The following is an 18,037-nucleotide window of genomic DNA, read 5'->3' as shown; positions in this document are numbered from 1 at the left end:
CAAAGCTGCTGTTTAACTGCCTCACAACATCACCATTAATTTTTCAGACGGCATCATTCCCGCCCGATTACCATAAACTTATCGCGGTTCGCCAACACATATAAGGCAGCGGCGGCCAAATCTTCATCGGCGGCTTCGTAGTAATCGCCGTCCAATTCTTCAAACATGCCGAACTGTGCGCGGATGTCTTCCAACGCCACTTCTTCGTCGGCCATCTGCTCAATAGCCGCGCCGTGTTCCACATACAGGGCTTTGGCTTTTTCGATAATTTTCGGCGTCGGTTTGATCCGCCAACGGCGCAGGCTGTCGGCCAACGGGTTCATAAAAATATATTCGCCGTAACCTGCTGCAATCAGTTGGAGAAAACCGCCCTCCTGCACTTGGCTGTCGAGATAGCAATAGGCCAACAAGGTGTGCTGCTCGTCGTTCAGCGTTTCCATGCCGTGCGTTTCGCTGTATTCAAGGTAAGCGTCCGACAAGGTATAGAGAAACCCTGCCGGATCTTCGGGGTTCAAATCATCAAGATGGATAATATGTTCAGACATAACAAGAACGGTATTTCGTTAAAAAGCTGATAAAAAATTCAGACGGCCTGACTGCATACTGTCGAGGCCGTCTGAAAATTACACTTCGATACGGTTGGGGGTAAAAGTTTCCCACTTGTTGCAAGCCGGGCAATGCCAGAAAAACACTTGCGATTTGAAATGGCAGTTGCGGCAGCGGTACATCACGGCTTTTTGCAGCTGGCGGCCGACCACAGAACGCATCATATCGGCATCGGCTTTCCAAGCCGGATTCAATTCGCTCAACTGCAAACCCAGCAAGCGGTACACGCCGCTCAAATCGGGCTTTTGGCGCACCAGTTCGACTGCGGTATGCGCGGCTTCGCTTTCGCCGTTGAGCAGCAGCGATTTTTCATAAATCACGTTGATCAGATCAAGCTGGGGGAAGGTGTGCATATAGCCGATCAGCACGTTCAACCCTTCCTGCGCCCGTCCGAGCGCATCATAAGCATCGTAGAGCCGCTCGCCCACCATGCTCAAATAAGCGTGGTTTTGCTTCTCAATCGCGGTATAGGCTTCGATGGCGGCTTCATAACGCCCGCGCTTCTGCTCAATGTCGCCCAAAATCATATTGGCACGGGTACATTTTTTATTGGCATCCAGTGCTTTTTCAACGTAATGCAAAGCGGTATCGGAATCGCACTTAAACAGGGCGGTTTGAGCCAACTCGCAATAAAACTGCGCGATTTCAAACTGATAAGTCTGCTCGTCGTGGCTTAACAGCTGCGCCATTTCAATGGCTTTTTCCCAATCGCGGTCTTGCTGGTAAATACTCAGCAATACCTGCCGCGCTTCTTTGGCCATGTTGCCGTTTTGCAGGCCGAGAAAAATCTGTTCGGCACGGTCAACCAAACCCGCGCTTTGGTAATTCTGCCCCAGTTCAAACAACACCCGCTCGCGTTTTTCACCCACGGTATCGGGCGATTCGAGCAGCGCTTGGTGCATGCTGATGGCTTTGTCGTTCTCGCCTCGCTGGCGGTAAAGTTTGCCCAAAGTGAGATTCAAATCGTAAGACTGCGGCTGCTGGTCGATCACCTCCGCCAGCTCGCGTGCGGCTTTGCCGCTGTTGCGGTCGACCAATGCGTCCAAACTCTTGTAAAAACCGCCCGGCACGGTTTTAGCCTGTTTCAGCACGGTTTTCATATCCACCCGTGCCGCAAACCAGCCCATCGCAAAAAACACCGGCAGCAGGATGATCGGCAACAGCAGAATCCAAAGTTCGTTTTCCATGCCGGATTATTCCTTGCGTTCAGACGGCAGCGGAGATACGGCGGGGGCAGCCGGAGATACGGGCGCCGAGGGCACAACCAAATCCTGCTCGGTTATGCGGGCGGATTTTTTCACTTCGCTGCGCAGGCGGTTGTTTTCGCTGCGCAAAGTCATCAAACGGCCGAACAGGGCAAACAGGCCGAATATGGCGCCGATCACAAAAGCACCGAACAGCACCACAATCAAAGGCAGCTCGATCGGTTGCGCAGGCAGGTAGAAAAACTGAACGGTTTGGGTATTGCTTAAAGCGAGTACTAAAAATACCAATAAAATAAGTATTTTAATAATGCCGGAAATGATTTTCATCACATGCTCCGTATTCTGATTATTTTTGAGGTAAAACAGCAGGCCGTCTGAAGCGGCCGGTGCGGAGGCAACAGTTTAAACGATTTGCCGCCCTTATAGCAAAGAAAGCAGCAAACGACGGCCGTTGGCGTTTTGTTTTCAGACGGCCTCACAGCCGGCATCCTATCTGCGCATCTGCGCACCGCCGCAATTGTGTACGGTTTTAACACGTTTTGATGATAATCCGCTGCCGATACTTTAAAATTAGGCGGGCATGCCGTACCATACGCCCTGTTTACAGCGGTAAAAACCAAACCCATGCTACTGCGGCGGCCAGCCACCCATGATAAAAAAGGAAACCCCATGAGCAACCAAAACGCTACTACTATTGTTATCACGCCCCACGACCTGCCCCTGCATTGCTCCGGCCCGAAAAACGAAACATGGAACGGCCACCCGCGCGTGTTCCTGCCCATCCAATCTAACGGCACCGTCGAATGCCCCTACTGCGGCACGATTTACCGGCTGGAAGGCGAAATCAAAGGCCACCACTAACCGGCAACACACCCTCCCGAACCGGATATAAAGACGCTTTTTTAACAAAGCGTCTTTTTAGGGTGCATCGCCTGCCGCATCGCTTCGCCCCTTCCGCAACAGTGAATTGGCCATACGGTTTGTAGCGCAGATTAACTTTTTGACTGCCGCGCCGTTTCGGGCTTACCGCCAATCACAACAACACCCCGTTTTTAAGCCTGCACATCATAATATTCGGCTTTTTATAATATTCGGCTTTTTCGCAACATCCGGAAAATATGACAGGCATTTCGTTTATAATGCACCCGTTATTTCTACCGGTTGCATAGTTATGATTAAACGTTATTTTCTGATTTTTTCCCTGTTGTGCTGCGCCGCCTGCGGCACCCAAAAAGCCGTGCGCCCCGACGCCCCCGCGCCCGTTGTGGCCGAATCCGAATCCCAAACCATCCACTATAAATCCTACAAAGGCAAACACCTGACCGCCGTGTATTACAACAACCACAGCCCGCTTACGGTTGAATTGCGCGAAGGCAACACCACGGAAACCCTCAAACAGGTTCAATCTTGGGCAAAAGGCGTGGAATACAGCAATGCCTCAACCCGCTGGCACGTTCAGGAAGACCGCGCCACGCTGAAACGCAAAGGCAAGGTAACGGTTTACCGCGAAGTGGATTAATCCGCGCAAAACCTTACTCGCCAACCGTCTCTTTACAACAAAACCCGCTTGCCAAACCGTTATTTATCGGGCTTTGCAAGCGGGTTTTTCAAGTGTATTCATGCAGTTGGGCAATATGCAAACCGTTAACGGTGGCCTGCGGTATTGTAGCGTTTTTCCAAAGTCGCAAACAGCCAACCCAAACACATGGTCATCACCAAATAAATCAGCGCAACAGTATAAAGCGGCGTATCGTAAATCGAATATCGGCCGGAAATGGTAGATTGAACGTAAGCCAATTCGGTTACGGCAATTGCCGACAACAGCGAGCTGTCTTTCAGCAGCGTAATAAACTCATTGGCCAACGGCGGCAGCATACGGCGCAACGCCTGCGGCAAAATCACATAACGCATGGCTTGGGGATAAGTCAAACCGAGCGAGCGTGCGGCTTCGATCTGCCCGCGGTCGATAGACTGGATACCTGCGCGGAAAATCTCGGTAATATAAGCGCCGGCATTCACCGTTAACGCCAAAGCACCTGCAATCAAAGCACCGTAATTGCGGCGCAGCTCAATCGCCAAATCACCGCGGATGAGCCAGCCGTCGGTCGGGTGGATTAACGCAACCGCCCACACGAAATACCAGATAAAAATCTGCACATATAGGGGTGTGCCGCGAAACAGCGTTACATACACCAATGATACGGTGCGTAAAAACCAAGCGAAAAAGCGGGCAAAAACATTGCCTTTTTCAAAACGGGTCAACCGTGCCAAAGCACCGAACAAGCCTAAAACCGTACCGCCCAAAGTAGCGGCCACCGTCAGCCCCAGCGTGGTCAGTGTGCCGTAAATGAACATCTCGCGATATTCAAGGATAATGTCGAAACGAAAATTCATGTTGCGGCTCTAAATCCATTCAAACGAAAGAGAAAGCCGGCATCACGCAGGTGCCGGACGAAACGAAGTATTTTACAAGAAAATACACATCTTGAAATGATTTATTTCAGACGGCCCATCCCCGTTCTTTGCATAAGGCCGTCTGAAAAACCCGCAGCCCGTTCAAAATTGACCTCTCAAACGAAAAGGCGGATAATCCCGCACCTTGTCCGTTTTATGTTTCAGACGGCCTAAGCGTTTGAAACATTTTATTTTTAAAAGCAATACACATCATGAAATCACCCGAACTCCTTCTCCCTGCCGGCGGTCTCGAACGCATGCGCGCCGCCTACGATTTCGGCGCAGATGCCGTTTATGCCGGCAGCCCCCGCTATTCCCTGCGCGCCCGCAACAACGAATTCGCCAAACTGCCGGTGCTGGAACAAGGCATTAACGAAGCGCACCAACGCGGTAAAAAATTCTTCCTTACCGTCAACACCTTGCCGCACAACTCCAAACTGAAAACCTTTATGGCCGACATGGAGCCTCTGATCGCCATGAAACCCGACGCGCTGATTATGGCCGACCCCGGCCTGATTATGCAGGTGCGCGAAAAATGGCCGGAAATGCCGATTCACCTTTCCGTACAGGCCAACACCACCAACTACTGGGGCGTGAAATTCTGGCAAAAAATCGGCGTGGAGCGGATTATCCTCTCGCGCGAATTGAGCATGGAAGAAATCGCCGAAATCCGCCAACAGTGCCCCGACATTGAATTGGAAGTGTTCGTGCACGGCGCATTGTGTATCGCCTATTCCGGCCGCTGCCTGCTTTCCGGCTACTTCAACCACCGCGACCCCAACCAAGGCACCTGCACCAACGCCTGCCGCTGGGACTACACGGTTCACAACGCCGAAACCGATGAAATGGGTGATGCCAAATTGTTGCAAGGCTTTAATTTCAACCAAGCGCAAGAAGAAGCCAATGCCGCATTTGAAGGCATCAACGGCCAAGTGCGTCACCCCGAAGCCAACAAAGTGTTCCTGATTGAAGAAGCCAACCGCCCGGGCGAACTGATGCCGATTATGGAAGACGAGCACGGCACCTATATTATGAATTCCAAAGACTTGCGCGCCATCGAGCAAGTGGCCAAACTCACCGAAATCGGTGTGGACAGCCTTAAAGTGGAAGGCCGCACCAAATCGGTTTACTACGTTGCCCGCGTCGCCCAAGCCTACCGCAAAGCGATTGACGATGCCGTTGCCGGAAAGCCCTTTGATTACAGCCTGTTGGCCGAACTCGAAGGCTTGGCCAACCGCGGCTACACTTCGGGCTTTTTGGAACGCCACCAAACGCAGGAATACCAAAACTACCTGCACGGCCATTCGCTGGCCAAACAAAGCCAGTTTGTGGGCCAGATTACCGAAATCGATGCCGACGGTTGGGCGACGGTGGAAGTGAAAAACCGTTTTGCCGTGGGCGACACCATTGAAATCATCCACCCGCAAGGCAACCAAACGCTGGTGCTGGACGCCATGACCCGCAAAGGCGAAGCGGTGGATGCCGCGCCCGGCAACGGTATTCAGGTAAAGATTCCCAACATGCAGGGTAAAGATAAGGCATTGATTGCGCGGATTATGAATCCCTAACCCAAATCCGGCGGCCGGCAACGAGGCCGTCTGAAAAACCAACTGCACCTCACAAGTTAGATGCTTCCCACTTGTGAGGTGCAGTTTTGTTATCGTTCACAAAAGACCGGTGCAAGGCCTTTGCCGCCCTATCTTTCAACCCGATTTAAATACAAAAATCCGCTTAAGTACTCAAGCGGATTTTTCTGAAAACTGGCACGCCCACGGGGATTCGAACCCCGGTTGCCGCCGTGAAAGGGCAGTGTCCTAGGCCTCTAGACGATGGGCGCGTAACCGAAACGCGCAACTATACCGATACGCAACACACTTGTCAATAAAACACCTGCATAACGCCTTTCAGACGGCCTGCCGCTACGGTATAATGCCGCGGTTTAATATGAAAGAAATGCCATGTGGTTCAAACAAATCAGCTTTTACCCGCTCAACACAGACAAACTTCCCGCCCTCGAAACATTGGCCGAAAAACTCAACGAAGCCGAATTCACGCCGTGCATGGGTTTGGATTGGTTCAGCGAAGGTTTTTCCGCTCCGGTTTCCTTTTCGCCCGAAACCGTTTTCCCTGCTGACTACACTTGGCGCGTGGCATTAAAAAAAGAAGAAAAAGTATTACCGGCAGGCGTGATCCGCGATATTTTGGACGAACGCGTTGCCGAAATACAGAACGCAGAAGCCCGTAACGTCGGGCGCAAAGAAAAACAAGAATTAAAAGAACAAATTACCGACGACTTATTACCGCGCGCCTTTACCCGCAGCAGCCGCACCCAAGCCATTTTCGACACCAAACACGGCTATCTCTTTATAAACAACGCTTCGGCCGCCAAAGCAGAAGGCATGCTGACCAAACTGCGCGAAGCATTGGGCGGTTTGGAAGCACGTTTGCCCAATGCCAAACAATCGCCCGGCAGCTTGATGACCGACTGGCTGCTGCGCGGCGCGGCCGAAGGCGGCTTCGAACTGGACAGCGATTGCGAGCTGAAAGGAACGGGAGACGTAGCACCGGTGGTTAAAGTATCCAAACAGGATTTAACCGCCGATGAGGTTATCCAACATGTGAAAAACGGCAAAACCGTTACCCAGCTGGGGCTGATATGGCGTGAACAAATTTCATTTATCCTCACGCAAGACTTCACACTCAAACGCATTCAATATCTGGATGTTTTGCAGGAAGAAGCCGAAGGCCACGGCGACGATGCCGCCAGCCTGACATTTGCTTCGCAAATCCTGATGACCGAGGCTTTGAGTACGATGCTTGAAGAATTGGCCGGCTATTTGGGCGGCTGGCAGGAATAACCGCCAAACCGCCCCCGCCGCTTAAACCGCAAAAAGAAACAGCCGATTATTGCAACGGCTGTTTTTTTGCTTATCGGAGCCTCTACCCCATTTGCGGGTTTGGGCAAAGGTCTCAGGCCGTCTGAAATTATTTGCCTACCGCAAACCATGATTCTGCAAATTCAGGTAAAATAGCGGCGATTTTTACCCTTACAGAAAGCCCGAAACATGAGCGATTCATTGAGCTACCGCGACGCAGGCGTAGATATCGACGCAGGCGACCAACTCGTTGAAAACATCAAACCTTTTGCCAAACGCACCATGCGCCCCGAAGTATTGGGCGATTTGGGCGGCTTCGGCGCACTGGTGGAAATCGGCCAAAAATACCAAAACCCCGTGCTCGTTTCCGGCACCGACGGCGTGGGCACCAAACTGAAACTGGCTTTCGATTGGGACAAACACGACACCGTGGGCATCGACCTCGTGGCCATGAGCGTGAACGACATTCTGGTGCAAGGCGCAGAGCCGCTGTTTTTTCTCGACTACTTCGCCTGCGGCAAACTCGATGTTGCCCGCGCCACCGACGTGATTAAAGGCATCGCCCAAGGCTGCGAAGAATCCGGCTGCGCCCTCATCGGCGGCGAAACCGCCGAAATGCCCGGCATGTATCCCGAAGGCGAATACGACTTGGCCGGCTTCGCCGTGGGCGTGGTGGAAAAAGACCAAGTCATCAACGGCCGCAGCATCGTTCCCGGCGACGTGGTGCTGGGCTTGGCTTCCAACGGCGCACATTCCAACGGCTATTCATTGGTACGCAAAATCATCGAGCGCGACCAACCCGATTTGGACGCACCGTTCGACGGCGGCAAAACCCTGCGCCAAGCCATCATCGCGCCCACCCGCCTGTATGTGAAACCGATTCTCGCCGCGCTGAAACAGTTCACCATCAAAGGCATGGCGCACATCACCGGCGGCGGCATCACCGAAAACGTACCGCGCGTGCTGCCCGAAAACACCGTTGCCCAAATCGACGCCAAAGCATGGGAAATGCCCAAGCTGTTCCAATGGCTGCAACAAGCGGGCAACGTGGCACAACAGGAAATGTACCGCACCTTCAACTGCGGCATCGGCATGGTGGTTATCATCGCCAAAGAAGATGCCGACGCGGTGCAGAAATTCTTGGCCGAACAAGGCGAAACCGTTTACCGTTTGGGCGAAATCCGCGAACGCAACGGCGACGAACATCAAACCCAAGTGGCCTAACATCAGGCTTACTTCACTAAACGGAGGCCGTCTGAAAACACATTTTCAGACGGCCTTGCCTTCAAATCAAAGCCATTAAACCCTATGAACATTATCGAAAAACAAGCCTTAAAATTTATCCTCAAACACACGCAGGAAACGCATCAGCAGGAAATGTCCGACTACGTTCAAACCCATTGGGCACGCTACCGCGCAGGCGAAATCAATCTGCAGGAAGCCAAAGCGTTGGCCAAACAAGCCCGCCCGATGCTGAAGCCCGAAAGCGTGGCCGAGCTGACCGAGTTTGTGAAAACGTGGTCTAAACGTTTGAATTTCAAATAATCTCTATCTGATGCCGTCTGAAAGCGGGCTTTGCGAGCTTCGCTAAAGCAAGCCATGCAAGTTTCGCCCAACCCCGCATCAGCTGTTCAGACGGCCTCTCCCAACGCAATACGCACAATCCGTTGGTCTAAATTCCGCTTGCCCCAGCGGGTGCGGTAAAGTAAACGGGCGATCCACGGATAGCGGTGGCCGCAGCAATCGCTTAAATAAGCCACATGCTCGACACGCAGGCCGGGCAGCCACTTTTCCATTTCGCCTGCATCAACCACCGACCATTTGAATTCGGGGCGTTCGCCGCCTTGATTCATTTTCCCCAACGCATCATGGTGCTTTGCTTTGCCGACCGCAAACACCGGCACGATATCGAATACCGCAACCACGCCCGGCAGCTTGTGCGACAGTTTGGCAAACAGCGCCTGCACTTCCACCACGTCGAAATACATCAGCACCCCTTCCAACACCAGCAAAACGGGCTTACCGTGCGCCGCTACCGTGTCCATCCAGCTTTCATCAAACATCGATTCAGCCAGATAATGATTGCCGTCTTCCGGCAGCAGTTGTCGGCGCAGTTCAATCACTTCGGGCAAATCCAAATCATACCAAGCGGTAACGGCGGGTTTGCCCAAACGCTCAAAACGCGCATCCAGCCCCGCGCCGAGCTGCACGACCACGGCATCGGGGTGTTTTGCCAAAAAGCCTTTGATTTCATTGTCCATCAAAGCGGCACGCCCGCAGCAGCCGGGTTGCGACATCTTCGCTCCGGCAAACGTGCTGAAATCGTAGTCGATCTGCTTCATCATGCGTGCGGCCGCCTCGTCCCGCAGCAGCGCATCGGCGCGGTCGTTTTCTACCGCTTTCGCCCACAGCGTAATCAGCATGGTTTCCGATAAAGCGCCGACTTTATCGGGAGAAATTTTGCCGTCCATCAGCATATACCTCCACTCTAATAGGAATTATTCTCAATCATAGCACATACCCGTTTCAGACGGCCTCACGCATTCCCGCCGTACTCCCGCACCTTCGGGCAATCTTTTAATACTCTTAAATACCCTTAACCCGCCCCCGCCACCCGAAAAAGCGTTTACAATAGCCTGCGTTTGGGTGGCACTGCCCGATGCTGCCGCCTTGCATTGAATACAAAGGAAAAATCATGAACTTCAACGACTTGTTCAACCAAAACGAATTTGCATCACGCCACATCAGCTTTAAAGACGAAGCGGCTTTGCTGGAAGCCCTCGGCGAAAGCAGCATGGAAAGTTTTATCGACAACACCGTGCCGAAAAGCATCCGTATGCCGTCTGAACTCAATCTGCCCGAAGCCTTGAGCGAGGCCGATGCGTTGGCGAAGCTCAAAGCTGTGGCGGCGAAAAACAAGGTAAACAAAAGCTATATCGGCTTGGGCTATTACCCGACCCGCCTGCCGAATGTGATTTTGCGCAATGTACTGGAAAACCCGGGCTGGTACACGGCTTATACGCCTTATCAGGCGGAGATTGCCCAGGGGCGTTTGCAGGCTTTGCTGAACTTCCAGCAGGTGTGCCTCGACCTTACCGGTTTTGACGTAGCGGGCGCGTCGCTGTTGGACGAAGCAACGGCGGCGGCCGAAGCGGTGGCGATGGCCAAACGGGTGAGCAAGTCGAAATCCAACCGTTTCTTTGTGGACGAGCGCGTGTATCCGCAAACTTTGGACGTGATGCAAACCCGCGCCAAATATTTCGGTTTCGAGTTGGTGGTGGGCGATTTTCAGACGGCCTCCGAAGGCGAATACTTCGGCGCACTGTTCCAATATGTCGGCAAAGACGGCGATGTGCGCGATTTGGAAGCCGTGATAGGCCGTCTGAAAGAGCAAGGCGTGATTGTGGCGGTGGCGGCCGACGTGATGAGCTTGGTGCTGCTGAAATCGCCTGCTTCTTTGGGCGCGGACATTGCTTTGGGCAACACCCAGCGTTTCGGCGTGCCGATGGGTTTCGGCGGCCCGCACGCGGCTTATTTTTCGTTTAAAGACGAATTCAAACGCTCGGCACCCGGCCGCATCATCGGCGTATCGAAAGACGCTTCGGGCAAACCCGCGCTGCGCATGGCCTTATCGACCCGCGAGCAGCACATCCGCCGCGAAAAGGCGACCTCCAACATCTGTACCGCGCAGGCTCTGCTGGCCAACTTGGCGGGCATGTACGCCGTTTACCACGGCCCAGAAGGGGTGAAACGTATTGCCAACCGCATTCATGCGCTGGCGGCGGCGTTTGCCGACGCGGTGGTTTCAGACGGCCTCAAAGTGGTGCATGAAGTGTTCTTCGACACCGTGGCCGTAGATTGCGGCGCGAAAGCCAAAGAGATTTATCAGGCCGCCTTAAACGCGGGCTACAACCTGCGCCAAGTGAACGAAAACGTGTTGGCCGTGGCGTTCCACGAAGAAACGTCCGCCGACGATTTTGCCAAGCTCGTGGAACTCTTTACCGGCAAAGCGCAAAGCCTGCCCGAACAAGCCTCCGCCAAACTTTCAGACGGCCTGTTGAGAAAAGACGCCATCCTGCAACACCCCGTGTTCAACAGCTACCACACCGAACACGAAATGCTGCGCTACTTGAAAAAGCTGGAAGAGCGCGACTTGGCGATGAACCGCAGCATGATTTCGCTCGGCAGCTGCACCATGAAGCTAAACGCCACCAGCGAAATGCTGCCGATTACCTGGCCCGAGTTCAGCAGCATCCACCCGTTTGCCCCGCGCGACCAAGTGGCGGGCTACATGCAGATGCTCACCGATTTGCAGGAGCAGCTCAAAGCCATCACCGGATTTGACGCGATTTCCATCCAGCCGAACTCCGGCGCGCAAGGCGAATACACCGGCTTGCTGTCTATCCGCCGCTATCACGAAGCCAACGGCCAGCCCGACCGCGACGTGTGCCTGATTCCCCAATCTGCGCACGGCACCAACCCCGCCACCGCGCAAATGTTGGGCATGAAAGTGGTGGTGGTGAAAACCGACGAGCAAGGCAATGTCGATATCGAAGACCTGAAAGCCAAAGCCGCCGAGCACCAGCAAAACTTGGGCGCACTGATGATTACCTATCCCTCCACCCACGGCGTGTACGAAGAAGGCATCCGCGACATCTGCCAAATCATCCACGACCACGGCGGCCAAGTATATATGGACGGCGCGAACATGAACGCCCAAATCGGCATCATGCAGCCCGCCGAAGTGGGCGCAGACGTGTTGCACATGAACCTGCACAAAACCTTCTGCATCCCGCACGGCGGCGGCGGCCCCGGCATGGGCCCCATCGGCTTGAAAGCCCATCTCGCCCCGTTCGCCCCTAGCCACACCGTATCGCCCGTAGAAGGCGCAACCGACGGCATGAGCGCCGTATCCGCCGCGCCCTACGGCTCCGCCAGCATCCTGCCGATTACCTGGATGTACATCACCATGATGGGCAAAACCGGCATGGAGCAGGCCACCCAATGGGCATTGCTGAACGCCAACTATGTGGCCAAAGAACTGAGCGCGGATTACCCGATTCTCTACACCGGCAAAAACGGCCGCGTTGCGCACGAATGTATCGTCGATTTGCGTCCGCTTAAAGCCGAAAGCGGCATCACCGAAACCGACATCGCCAAACGCCTGATGGACTACGGCTTCCACGCCCCCACCGTGTCGTTCCCCGTGGCCGGTACGCTGATGATCGAGCCGACCGAAAGCGAAAGCAAAGCCGAACTCGACCGCTTCATCGCTGCGTTGAAATCCATCAAACAGGAAGTGCTGAAAGTACAAAACGGCGTATGGCCGAAAGACGATAACCCGCTGGTAAACGCCCCGCACACCGCGTTTAACGTAGCCGGAGAATGGAACCGCGCCTACACCCGCGAAGAAGCCGTGTTCCCGCTGCCGTATGTGCGTGAAAACAAATTCTGGCCGAGCGTGAACCGCGTGGACGATGTGTACGGCGACCGCAACTTGGTCTGCTCCTGCCCGCCGATGAGCGCGTATGAAGAGTAAACCGATAATCGGCGGATAAGCTGATGAATCAGTGTAAAACAGCCGAAGCGTGTTTGAAGCGCGCTTCGGCTTTTGTTTTTCAATAAGGTCGGCACTTTGACAAAATAATCTGAGACCTTTGCAAAACCCCCAGATGTGGATGCAGTTCAAGGCGTAGCAGCACAGCGAGTGCAGACATATCATATAGATAGGCAAACGAGCGAGCAGCGCACAACGCAGAAATGCGCCGCAGACGGGGGTTTTGCAAAGGTCTCAATCTACATAACGGCTTGCGCAGGGGAAGATATGCAATCCTCCCCTACGTTTGGCTTTTGATTCGGATAGTTAAGAACCATTGCCGGTTGTACAAAGGCTTGAGGCCGTCTGAAACCAAACTTTTTCAGGCTTTCAGACGGCATCAAACACCAATCCCAAGCAGATTATTTCCGATACAGGTTTGCAGCATCACAAGGCTTTCGTTAATATCCACCCGATACACCATTTCTTTCCCGCTTTTTATATTATGTCCGCATTTGATCTTACCGACTGGCTGCTGTTTGCCTTGCTGCTGTTGCCGATTTTGGCCACCCTGCTCCCTTTAATCAACCACAGCCATTGGACGTTCCGCATCTTCGACTTTCCCCGCCCGCAGATAGCCGCCGTAAGCCTGTTGTGCGTGGTGCTGAACATTCTTTGGCAGCAGCACGAACATCCGCTCTTCATCGCCTTTGAAATCCTCAACCTCGCCTGCTTCGCCTACCAGCTCAAAGAAATCGCCGCCTACACCCGCCTGAGCAAACCCGAAGTGCTCCAGTACAAAGGCGACGACAACGACCGCACCATCTCACTGATTACCGGCAACGTGCTCACCCACAACCGCCGCGCCGACCTGCTGCTCAACCAAGTACGCCAATATCAGCCCGACGTCGTGCTCACTTTAGAAAGCGACGACTGGTGGGAACAACAACTCGCCCCGCTCGAACACGAACTCGACTACACCTACACCGTTAAAATCCCGCTCGACAACCTTTACGGCATGCACCTATACAGCCGCCTGCCCCTGCAAAACGTCGAAATCCGCCATTGGGTTGCCGAAGACATCCCCTCGATTGCCGCCGAGCTGCAACTGCGCTCCGGCGAATGGATACGCATTTACTGCCTGCACCCCATGCCGCCCAGCCCCACCGAAGCCGACACCTCCACCGACCGCGATGCCGAACTGCTGCTCGTCGGCAAAGAAATCGAAAAAAACAACCATTCCGTGCTCGTGTTCGGCGACCTGAACGACGTAGCATGGTCGCGCACCTCGCGGCTGTTCCAACAAATCAGCGGCCTGCTCGACCCCCGCAAAGGCCGCGGCATGTACAGCACCTTCCACGCCGGCTACCCGCTCCTGCGCTGGCCGCTCGACCACATTTTCCACAGCAGCGACTTCATGATGAGCCGCATCGAAGTGCTGCCCACCATCGGCTCCGACCACTTCCCCGTGTACGGTAAATTCCAATTCGCCCCCGCCGCCGAAGCCGTGCAGGAAAAAGAAGCTGCCGACTGCGAAGAAAAACAGGAAGCGCGCGAAAAAATCGCCGAAGCGGAACCGATTAAAGAAGTGGTTGCCGAGAAATATACGGAAAACGGTAAGCAGCAAAACACGAAGCAAACATAGTGAAGCATACACATCAATAGGTTTTGAATAATCAAGGTTGCTTACATTATTTAAGGCCGTCTGAAAAAGTTGTTGGCGAAGTTCGCAAACTCATTTTCAGACGGCCTTTTGATTACCATACTGTTCAAGGCCTTAAAAGCCAATAAGCACACTTTATACAATTAAAGCAGTAGCTGAAACTCTAGAAAATTTGGTATGGTACTACTGCAAAACGTTTCAGCCATTTCAACCCTTTTTATTACAAGCATGGGAGTAAATAATAATGAGGTGTTTTTTTAACTTTAAGCAAAAAAAATCTTCTAGCGACACACAGGAATCAACAAAATTTGAGGAAAAAATCAAACGGGAACTCAAACAGCAGATTTTGCAGGATTTAGAAGCCAAACCAATGGCTACGAATAAAGTAGCTGTTGAGGGCATAGTGGAAACGCGTGTAGAGAAAAAGAAAGAGAAGGACAATTTTTGGACATTACTGAGTAAGTGGAACCGCTTACTTGCAGCTTTATCCTCTATATCAATCGTCATTGCGGCCATGTCTGTCTATACTTACCTAGCTGATATTGGTAGCAGGCACCTTCTAGTAGACATTATTTCACAACCTTCAATTTTTCTTTCAATTGTTATTTTATTTGCTGTTTTTATGCTATTTATTTTGGTGCCTGTGTATATACCGTTCATGATAGCAAGCTACATTAACAGCGAGTTTTTGAAGGATGATTTAGGAAATAATAAAGATATTATTAAAGCAAGAGGAAAAACTTATCTCATTTCCATATTTTTCACTACACTGATTAATATAATTATTGTTTTATTAATTATATTTAAAAAAGAAATTTTATCTCGTATACCGCCTATATTAGAAAGTTGGTTTTTTCCATCTTTCTTACTCATAATCTTTATCCTTGTATGTATTATGATGTTGTGGATAACACATGCCCAATGTATAAAACATGTAAAAAATTTCCACCTTATTTCATGGATTGAGTCAAGCTTTATTTATTTTGTAATAAATATGATATCCTCATCTAGTATTATTTTTGCATTGAGTATAACTATTGAGTGGTTTGATAATTCTACATCTTGGTTTTACTTAGGATTATTTGCATTCTTTATCTTTATGAGTTCCATTCTCGCAGCTTCATTAGTAGGCTTCGAGCTATCTAAAAACAAAGAAGATGAGAAAAAGATCAAGAAACTAATTTGGTTTCTTCCCTTGATTATTGTCGTAGTTTTCTCTTTATGGAGCTTTGGACTGGAAGAAGCAAAATTCAAACAACATCTGTTCCAAAACTTAGGCTACATAGAAATGCCATCGCAAGCACGCTGGTATCTCTTGGATAAGCGTTATCTTGAGTGGAACAATTTAAACAACATAAATAAAAATAAAATCGAAGCCTTAAGTCCGTTAAAAACAAATTACCCATCATTATGGCGCAATGAATTTAAGTTTTTACCTAAACCAAGTCAAAATCACCAAAAGAATTTTTATAGTTACTATCCAGACAATGCGTTCTTCGGCTATATGGCATGGAATCTAGGTAAAATTAAAATTTTCTGTCCAAGTTTAGTAGAGCCAGATAAAAGCGTTATCGATAAATGCCTATACATTAAAGATGATTATCTACAACCCATGCCCCAACGTATCTAATTTTTAGGTTCCCAAATAAGACTTCCACAAGTATCAAGGCCGTCTGAAAGTTTTTTCAGACGGCCTCTGCTTTAGATTGGCGGTTTTACTATTTGCGGTAACGGCTTAAACCCAAATCATCGCTGCGTACTTCGGCGGCTTTGCCGCATACCAAATCGGCGGCGATTTTTGCCGAGCCGAGCGACATCGTCCAGCCCAGCGTGCCGTGGCCGGTGTTGGTAAAGAGGTTGCCGAAGCGGGTAGCGCCGACAATCGGCGTGCTGTCGGGTGTCATCGGGCGCAGGCCGCTCCAGAACGTTGCTTTGCCCAAATCGCCGCCGTGCGGATATAAGTCTTTAACCACGAGTTCCAAAGTTTCGCGTCGTTCGGGATTGAGACGGATGGCATAGCCCGACAATTCGGCCATGCCGCCGACGCGGATGCGTTGGTCGAAACGGGTAATCGCCACTTTGTAGGTTTCGTCGATAATGGTGGAAACGGGCGCGGCACCGCTTTCGGTAACGGGAATGGTGAGCGAGTAGCCTTTAACGGGATAAACAGGCAAATCCAGCCCCAGTTCGGTTAAGGCGGGGCGGCTGAAACTGCCGAGGGCGCAAACGAAACCATCGGCTTCAAAACGCTGCCCGCCTGCGTGAACGGCTTTGATGAGGCCGTCTGAATGTTCGATGCGCTCGATGGTATGGTTAAACTTGAACTCCGCACCTTTTTCGGCGCACATGGCAGCGAGTTTTCGGGTAAACAGATGGCAGTCGCCGGTGGCGTCGTTGGGCAGATGCAGCGCACCAGCGATTTTGTGCAACGCGCCTTTCAGAGCAGGTTCGTATTGCAGGCATTCTTCCGGCCGCAAACGTTGGTAAGGCACGCCGTATGCTTCGAGCACTTCGATATCTTTGGCGGCGGCTTCTACTTCGTGCGGGCTGCGGAAAATCTGCAATGTGCCTTTGTGGCGGCCTTCGAAGCCGATGCCGGTCTGCTCTTCCAAACGGAGGAACATTTCGCGGCTGTATTCCGAAATCCGCACCATGCGCTCTTTATTGGTGTGGTAGCTGGCAGTATTGCAGTTTGCCAGCATCTGCCGTAGCCATTGCAGTTGAAACAGGCTGCCGTCGGGTTTGAAAATCAGCGGCGAGTGTTTTTTAAACAACCATTTTGCCGCCTTTTGGGGAATACCCGGCGCCGCCCACGGCGTGGTATAGCCGTAGGAAAGTTGGCCTGCGTTGGCAAAGCTGGTTTCCATGGCCGCGCCGTCGGCACGGTCGATAACCGTTACTTTGCAGCCTGCTTCCAACAAATACCAAGCCGTGCACACGCCTGCCACGCCTGCGCCCAATACGATAACGTGCATAGTTTTTCTCTTTTCATCCTTTCGGTGCTGACGCAAAACGGCTATAAAGCCGCCGATTTTATCCGTAGTGTATTTTCAAGTCTAAATAATTATTAATAGTTTTATTCACTTTATTTAAGCCGTAAAAAAGATTATTATTATGATAATTTGAATGGATATAGTGAATAATTTGATGAAAGAACTGGATAAAACCGACCGCAAAATTTTAAAAATCCTGCAACAAAACGCCCGCATTCCGATGACGGAATTGGCTGAAAAAGTCGGCCTGTCCACCACGCCCGTAACCGAGCGCGTGCGCCGTTTGGAACGTGAAAACATCATCACCGGCTACCACGCCCACCTCAACCCGCACGCTTTGGGGCAAAGCCTGTTGGTGTTTGTGGAAATCAAACTGCGCTCGAAATCGGGCAATATTTTTGAAGACTTCCGCCGCGAAGTGTCGATGATTCCGCAAATTTTGGAATGCCATTTGGTGTCGGGCGAATACGACTACTTAATCAAAGTTCGCCTGCCCGATATGTCGGCCTACCGCGATATGCTCGGCAACATCCTGCTGCAACTGCCTGCCGCCGCCGAAAGCCGCAGCTATGTGGTGATGGAAGAAGTGAAAGAAGATGTGTTGCTGGCCTTGGATTGAGTTTTCAGACGGCCTCAACCGCATATCCGGCCGCAAACCTGTTCACCCATGCTTACGCCGGATTTTCCAACACACTTTTCATACA

Annotated in this window: 17 protein-coding genes and 1 tRNA gene; 10 read left to right on the top strand and 8 right to left on the bottom strand. The window is 51.8% G+C overall.

Features of this window, described 5'->3' with window-relative positions; all coding sequences use genetic code 11:
* Positions 1–53 precede the first annotated feature (53 nt).
* The 3 genes from LVJ88_RS02790 to LVJ88_RS02780 form a co-directional block, all read right to left on the bottom strand.
* On the bottom strand, positions 54–545 hold the full coding sequence (locus LVJ88_RS02790) for a DMP19 family protein (RefSeq protein ID WP_085418137.1): 492 nt from the start codon (positions 543–545) through the stop codon (positions 54–56).
* Between the two features lie 78 nt (positions 546–623).
* Positions 624–1,793 (bottom strand): lipopolysaccharide assembly protein LapB, encoded by a 1,170-nt coding sequence (gene lapB / locus LVJ88_RS02785; RefSeq protein WP_085360073.1) that lies wholly within the window; start codon positions 1,791–1,793, stop codon positions 624–626.
* Between the two features lie 6 nt (positions 1,794–1,799).
* Positions 1,800–2,138 (bottom strand): LapA family protein, encoded by a 339-nt coding sequence (locus LVJ88_RS02780; RefSeq protein WP_085356061.1) that lies wholly within the window; start codon positions 2,136–2,138, stop codon positions 1,800–1,802.
* A 342-nt stretch (positions 2,139–2,480) separates the two neighbouring features.
* Between LVJ88_RS02780 and LVJ88_RS02775 the strand changes: the two genes are divergently transcribed.
* Entirely contained in the window at positions 2,481–2,672 is a 192-nt protein-coding gene (locus LVJ88_RS02775; RefSeq protein WP_054599322.1) for a zinc-finger domain-containing protein, read from the top strand.
* A gap of 310 nt (positions 2,673–2,982) precedes the next feature.
* Complete coding sequence (locus tag LVJ88_RS02770; protein ID WP_054599323.1) at positions 2,983–3,330, top strand: hypothetical protein; 348 nt, start codon at positions 2,983–2,985, stop codon at positions 3,328–3,330.
* 125 nt (positions 3,331–3,455) lie between these two features.
* Here the strand turns inward: LVJ88_RS02770 and LVJ88_RS02765 are convergent, their stop codons facing one another.
* A complete protein-coding gene (locus LVJ88_RS02765) occupies positions 3,456–4,205 on the bottom strand; it encodes an amino acid ABC transporter permease (protein ID WP_054599324.1) in 750 nt (249 codons plus the stop codon).
* Between the two features lie 272 nt (positions 4,206–4,477).
* On the opposite strand from LVJ88_RS02765, the gene trhP reads away from it, so the two are divergent.
* Positions 4,478–5,833 (top strand): prephenate-dependent tRNA uridine(34) hydroxylase TrhP, encoded by a 1,356-nt coding sequence (trhP, locus tag LVJ88_RS02760; RefSeq protein WP_085418136.1) that lies wholly within the window; start codon positions 4,478–4,480, stop codon positions 5,831–5,833.
* Positions 5,834–6,026: 193 nt separating this feature from the next.
* Here the strand turns inward: trhP and LVJ88_RS02755 are convergent.
* A tRNA-Glu gene (locus LVJ88_RS02755) sits at positions 6,027–6,102 on the bottom strand.
* Positions 6,103–6,223: 121 nt separating this feature from the next.
* On the opposite strand from LVJ88_RS02755, the gene LVJ88_RS02750 reads away from it, so the two are divergent.
* From LVJ88_RS02750 to LVJ88_RS02740, 3 genes are all read left to right on the top strand, one after another.
* Positions 6,224–7,123, top strand: coding sequence for a recombination-associated protein RdgC (locus LVJ88_RS02750; protein WP_054599327.1), 900 nt, complete (start codon positions 6,224–6,226; stop codon positions 7,121–7,123).
* Positions 7,124–7,330: 207 nt separating this feature from the next.
* Complete coding sequence (purM, locus tag LVJ88_RS02745) at positions 7,331–8,365, top strand: phosphoribosylformylglycinamidine cyclo-ligase (RefSeq protein ID WP_085418135.1); 1,035 nt, start codon at positions 7,331–7,333, stop codon at positions 8,363–8,365.
* An 84-nt stretch (positions 8,366–8,449) separates the two neighbouring features.
* Entirely contained in the window at positions 8,450–8,686 is a 237-nt protein-coding gene (locus LVJ88_RS02740) for a hypothetical protein (RefSeq protein WP_085418134.1), read from the top strand.
* Between the two features lie 86 nt (positions 8,687–8,772).
* On the opposite strand, the gene LVJ88_RS02735 is transcribed toward LVJ88_RS02740, so the two are convergent.
* On the bottom strand, positions 8,773–9,612 hold the full coding sequence (locus LVJ88_RS02735; protein ID WP_085418133.1) for a class I SAM-dependent methyltransferase: 840 nt from the start codon (positions 9,610–9,612) through the stop codon (positions 8,773–8,775).
* A 224-nt stretch (positions 9,613–9,836) separates the two neighbouring features.
* On the opposite strand from LVJ88_RS02735, the gene gcvP reads away from it, so the two are divergent.
* Complete coding sequence (gene gcvP, locus LVJ88_RS02730; RefSeq protein WP_085418132.1) at positions 9,837–12,680, top strand: aminomethyl-transferring glycine dehydrogenase; 2,844 nt, start codon at positions 9,837–9,839, stop codon at positions 12,678–12,680.
* Positions 12,681–12,759: 79 nt separating this feature from the next.
* On the opposite strand, the gene LVJ88_RS02725 is transcribed toward gcvP, so the two are convergent.
* Positions 12,760–12,957: a lipoprotein signal peptidase gene (locus LVJ88_RS02725; RefSeq protein WP_231718106.1), complete on the bottom strand. Its 198-nt coding sequence runs from the start codon at positions 12,955–12,957 to the stop codon at positions 12,760–12,762.
* Positions 12,958–13,182: 225 nt separating this feature from the next.
* Between LVJ88_RS02725 and LVJ88_RS02720 the strand changes: the two genes are divergently transcribed.
* Positions 13,183–14,322: an endonuclease/exonuclease/phosphatase family protein gene (locus tag LVJ88_RS02720; protein ID WP_085418131.1), complete on the top strand. Its 1,140-nt coding sequence runs from the start codon at positions 13,183–13,185 to the stop codon at positions 14,320–14,322.
* Between the two features lie 262 nt (positions 14,323–14,584).
* Positions 14,585–15,970: a hypothetical protein gene (locus tag LVJ88_RS02715; RefSeq protein WP_085418130.1), complete on the top strand. Its 1,386-nt coding sequence runs from the start codon at positions 14,585–14,587 to the stop codon at positions 15,968–15,970.
* An 88-nt stretch (positions 15,971–16,058) separates the two neighbouring features.
* On the opposite strand, the gene LVJ88_RS02710 is transcribed toward LVJ88_RS02715, so the two are convergent.
* A complete protein-coding gene (locus LVJ88_RS02710) occupies positions 16,059–17,315 on the bottom strand; it encodes a D-amino acid dehydrogenase (protein ID WP_085418129.1) in 1,257 nt (418 codons plus the stop codon).
* A gap of 172 nt (positions 17,316–17,487) precedes the next feature.
* On the opposite strand from LVJ88_RS02710, the gene LVJ88_RS02705 reads away from it, so the two are divergent.
* On the top strand, positions 17,488–17,952 hold the full coding sequence (locus LVJ88_RS02705) for a winged helix-turn-helix transcriptional regulator (protein WP_085356100.1): 465 nt from the start codon (positions 17,488–17,490) through the stop codon (positions 17,950–17,952).
* Positions 17,953–18,037: the final 85 nt, after the last annotated feature.

Source organism: Neisseria dumasiana (genome assembly GCF_022870885.1).
GTDB lineage: Bacteria > Pseudomonadota > Gammaproteobacteria > Burkholderiales > Neisseriaceae > Neisseria > Neisseria dumasiana.
This window is presented reverse-complemented; position numbering and strand designations above follow the sequence as displayed.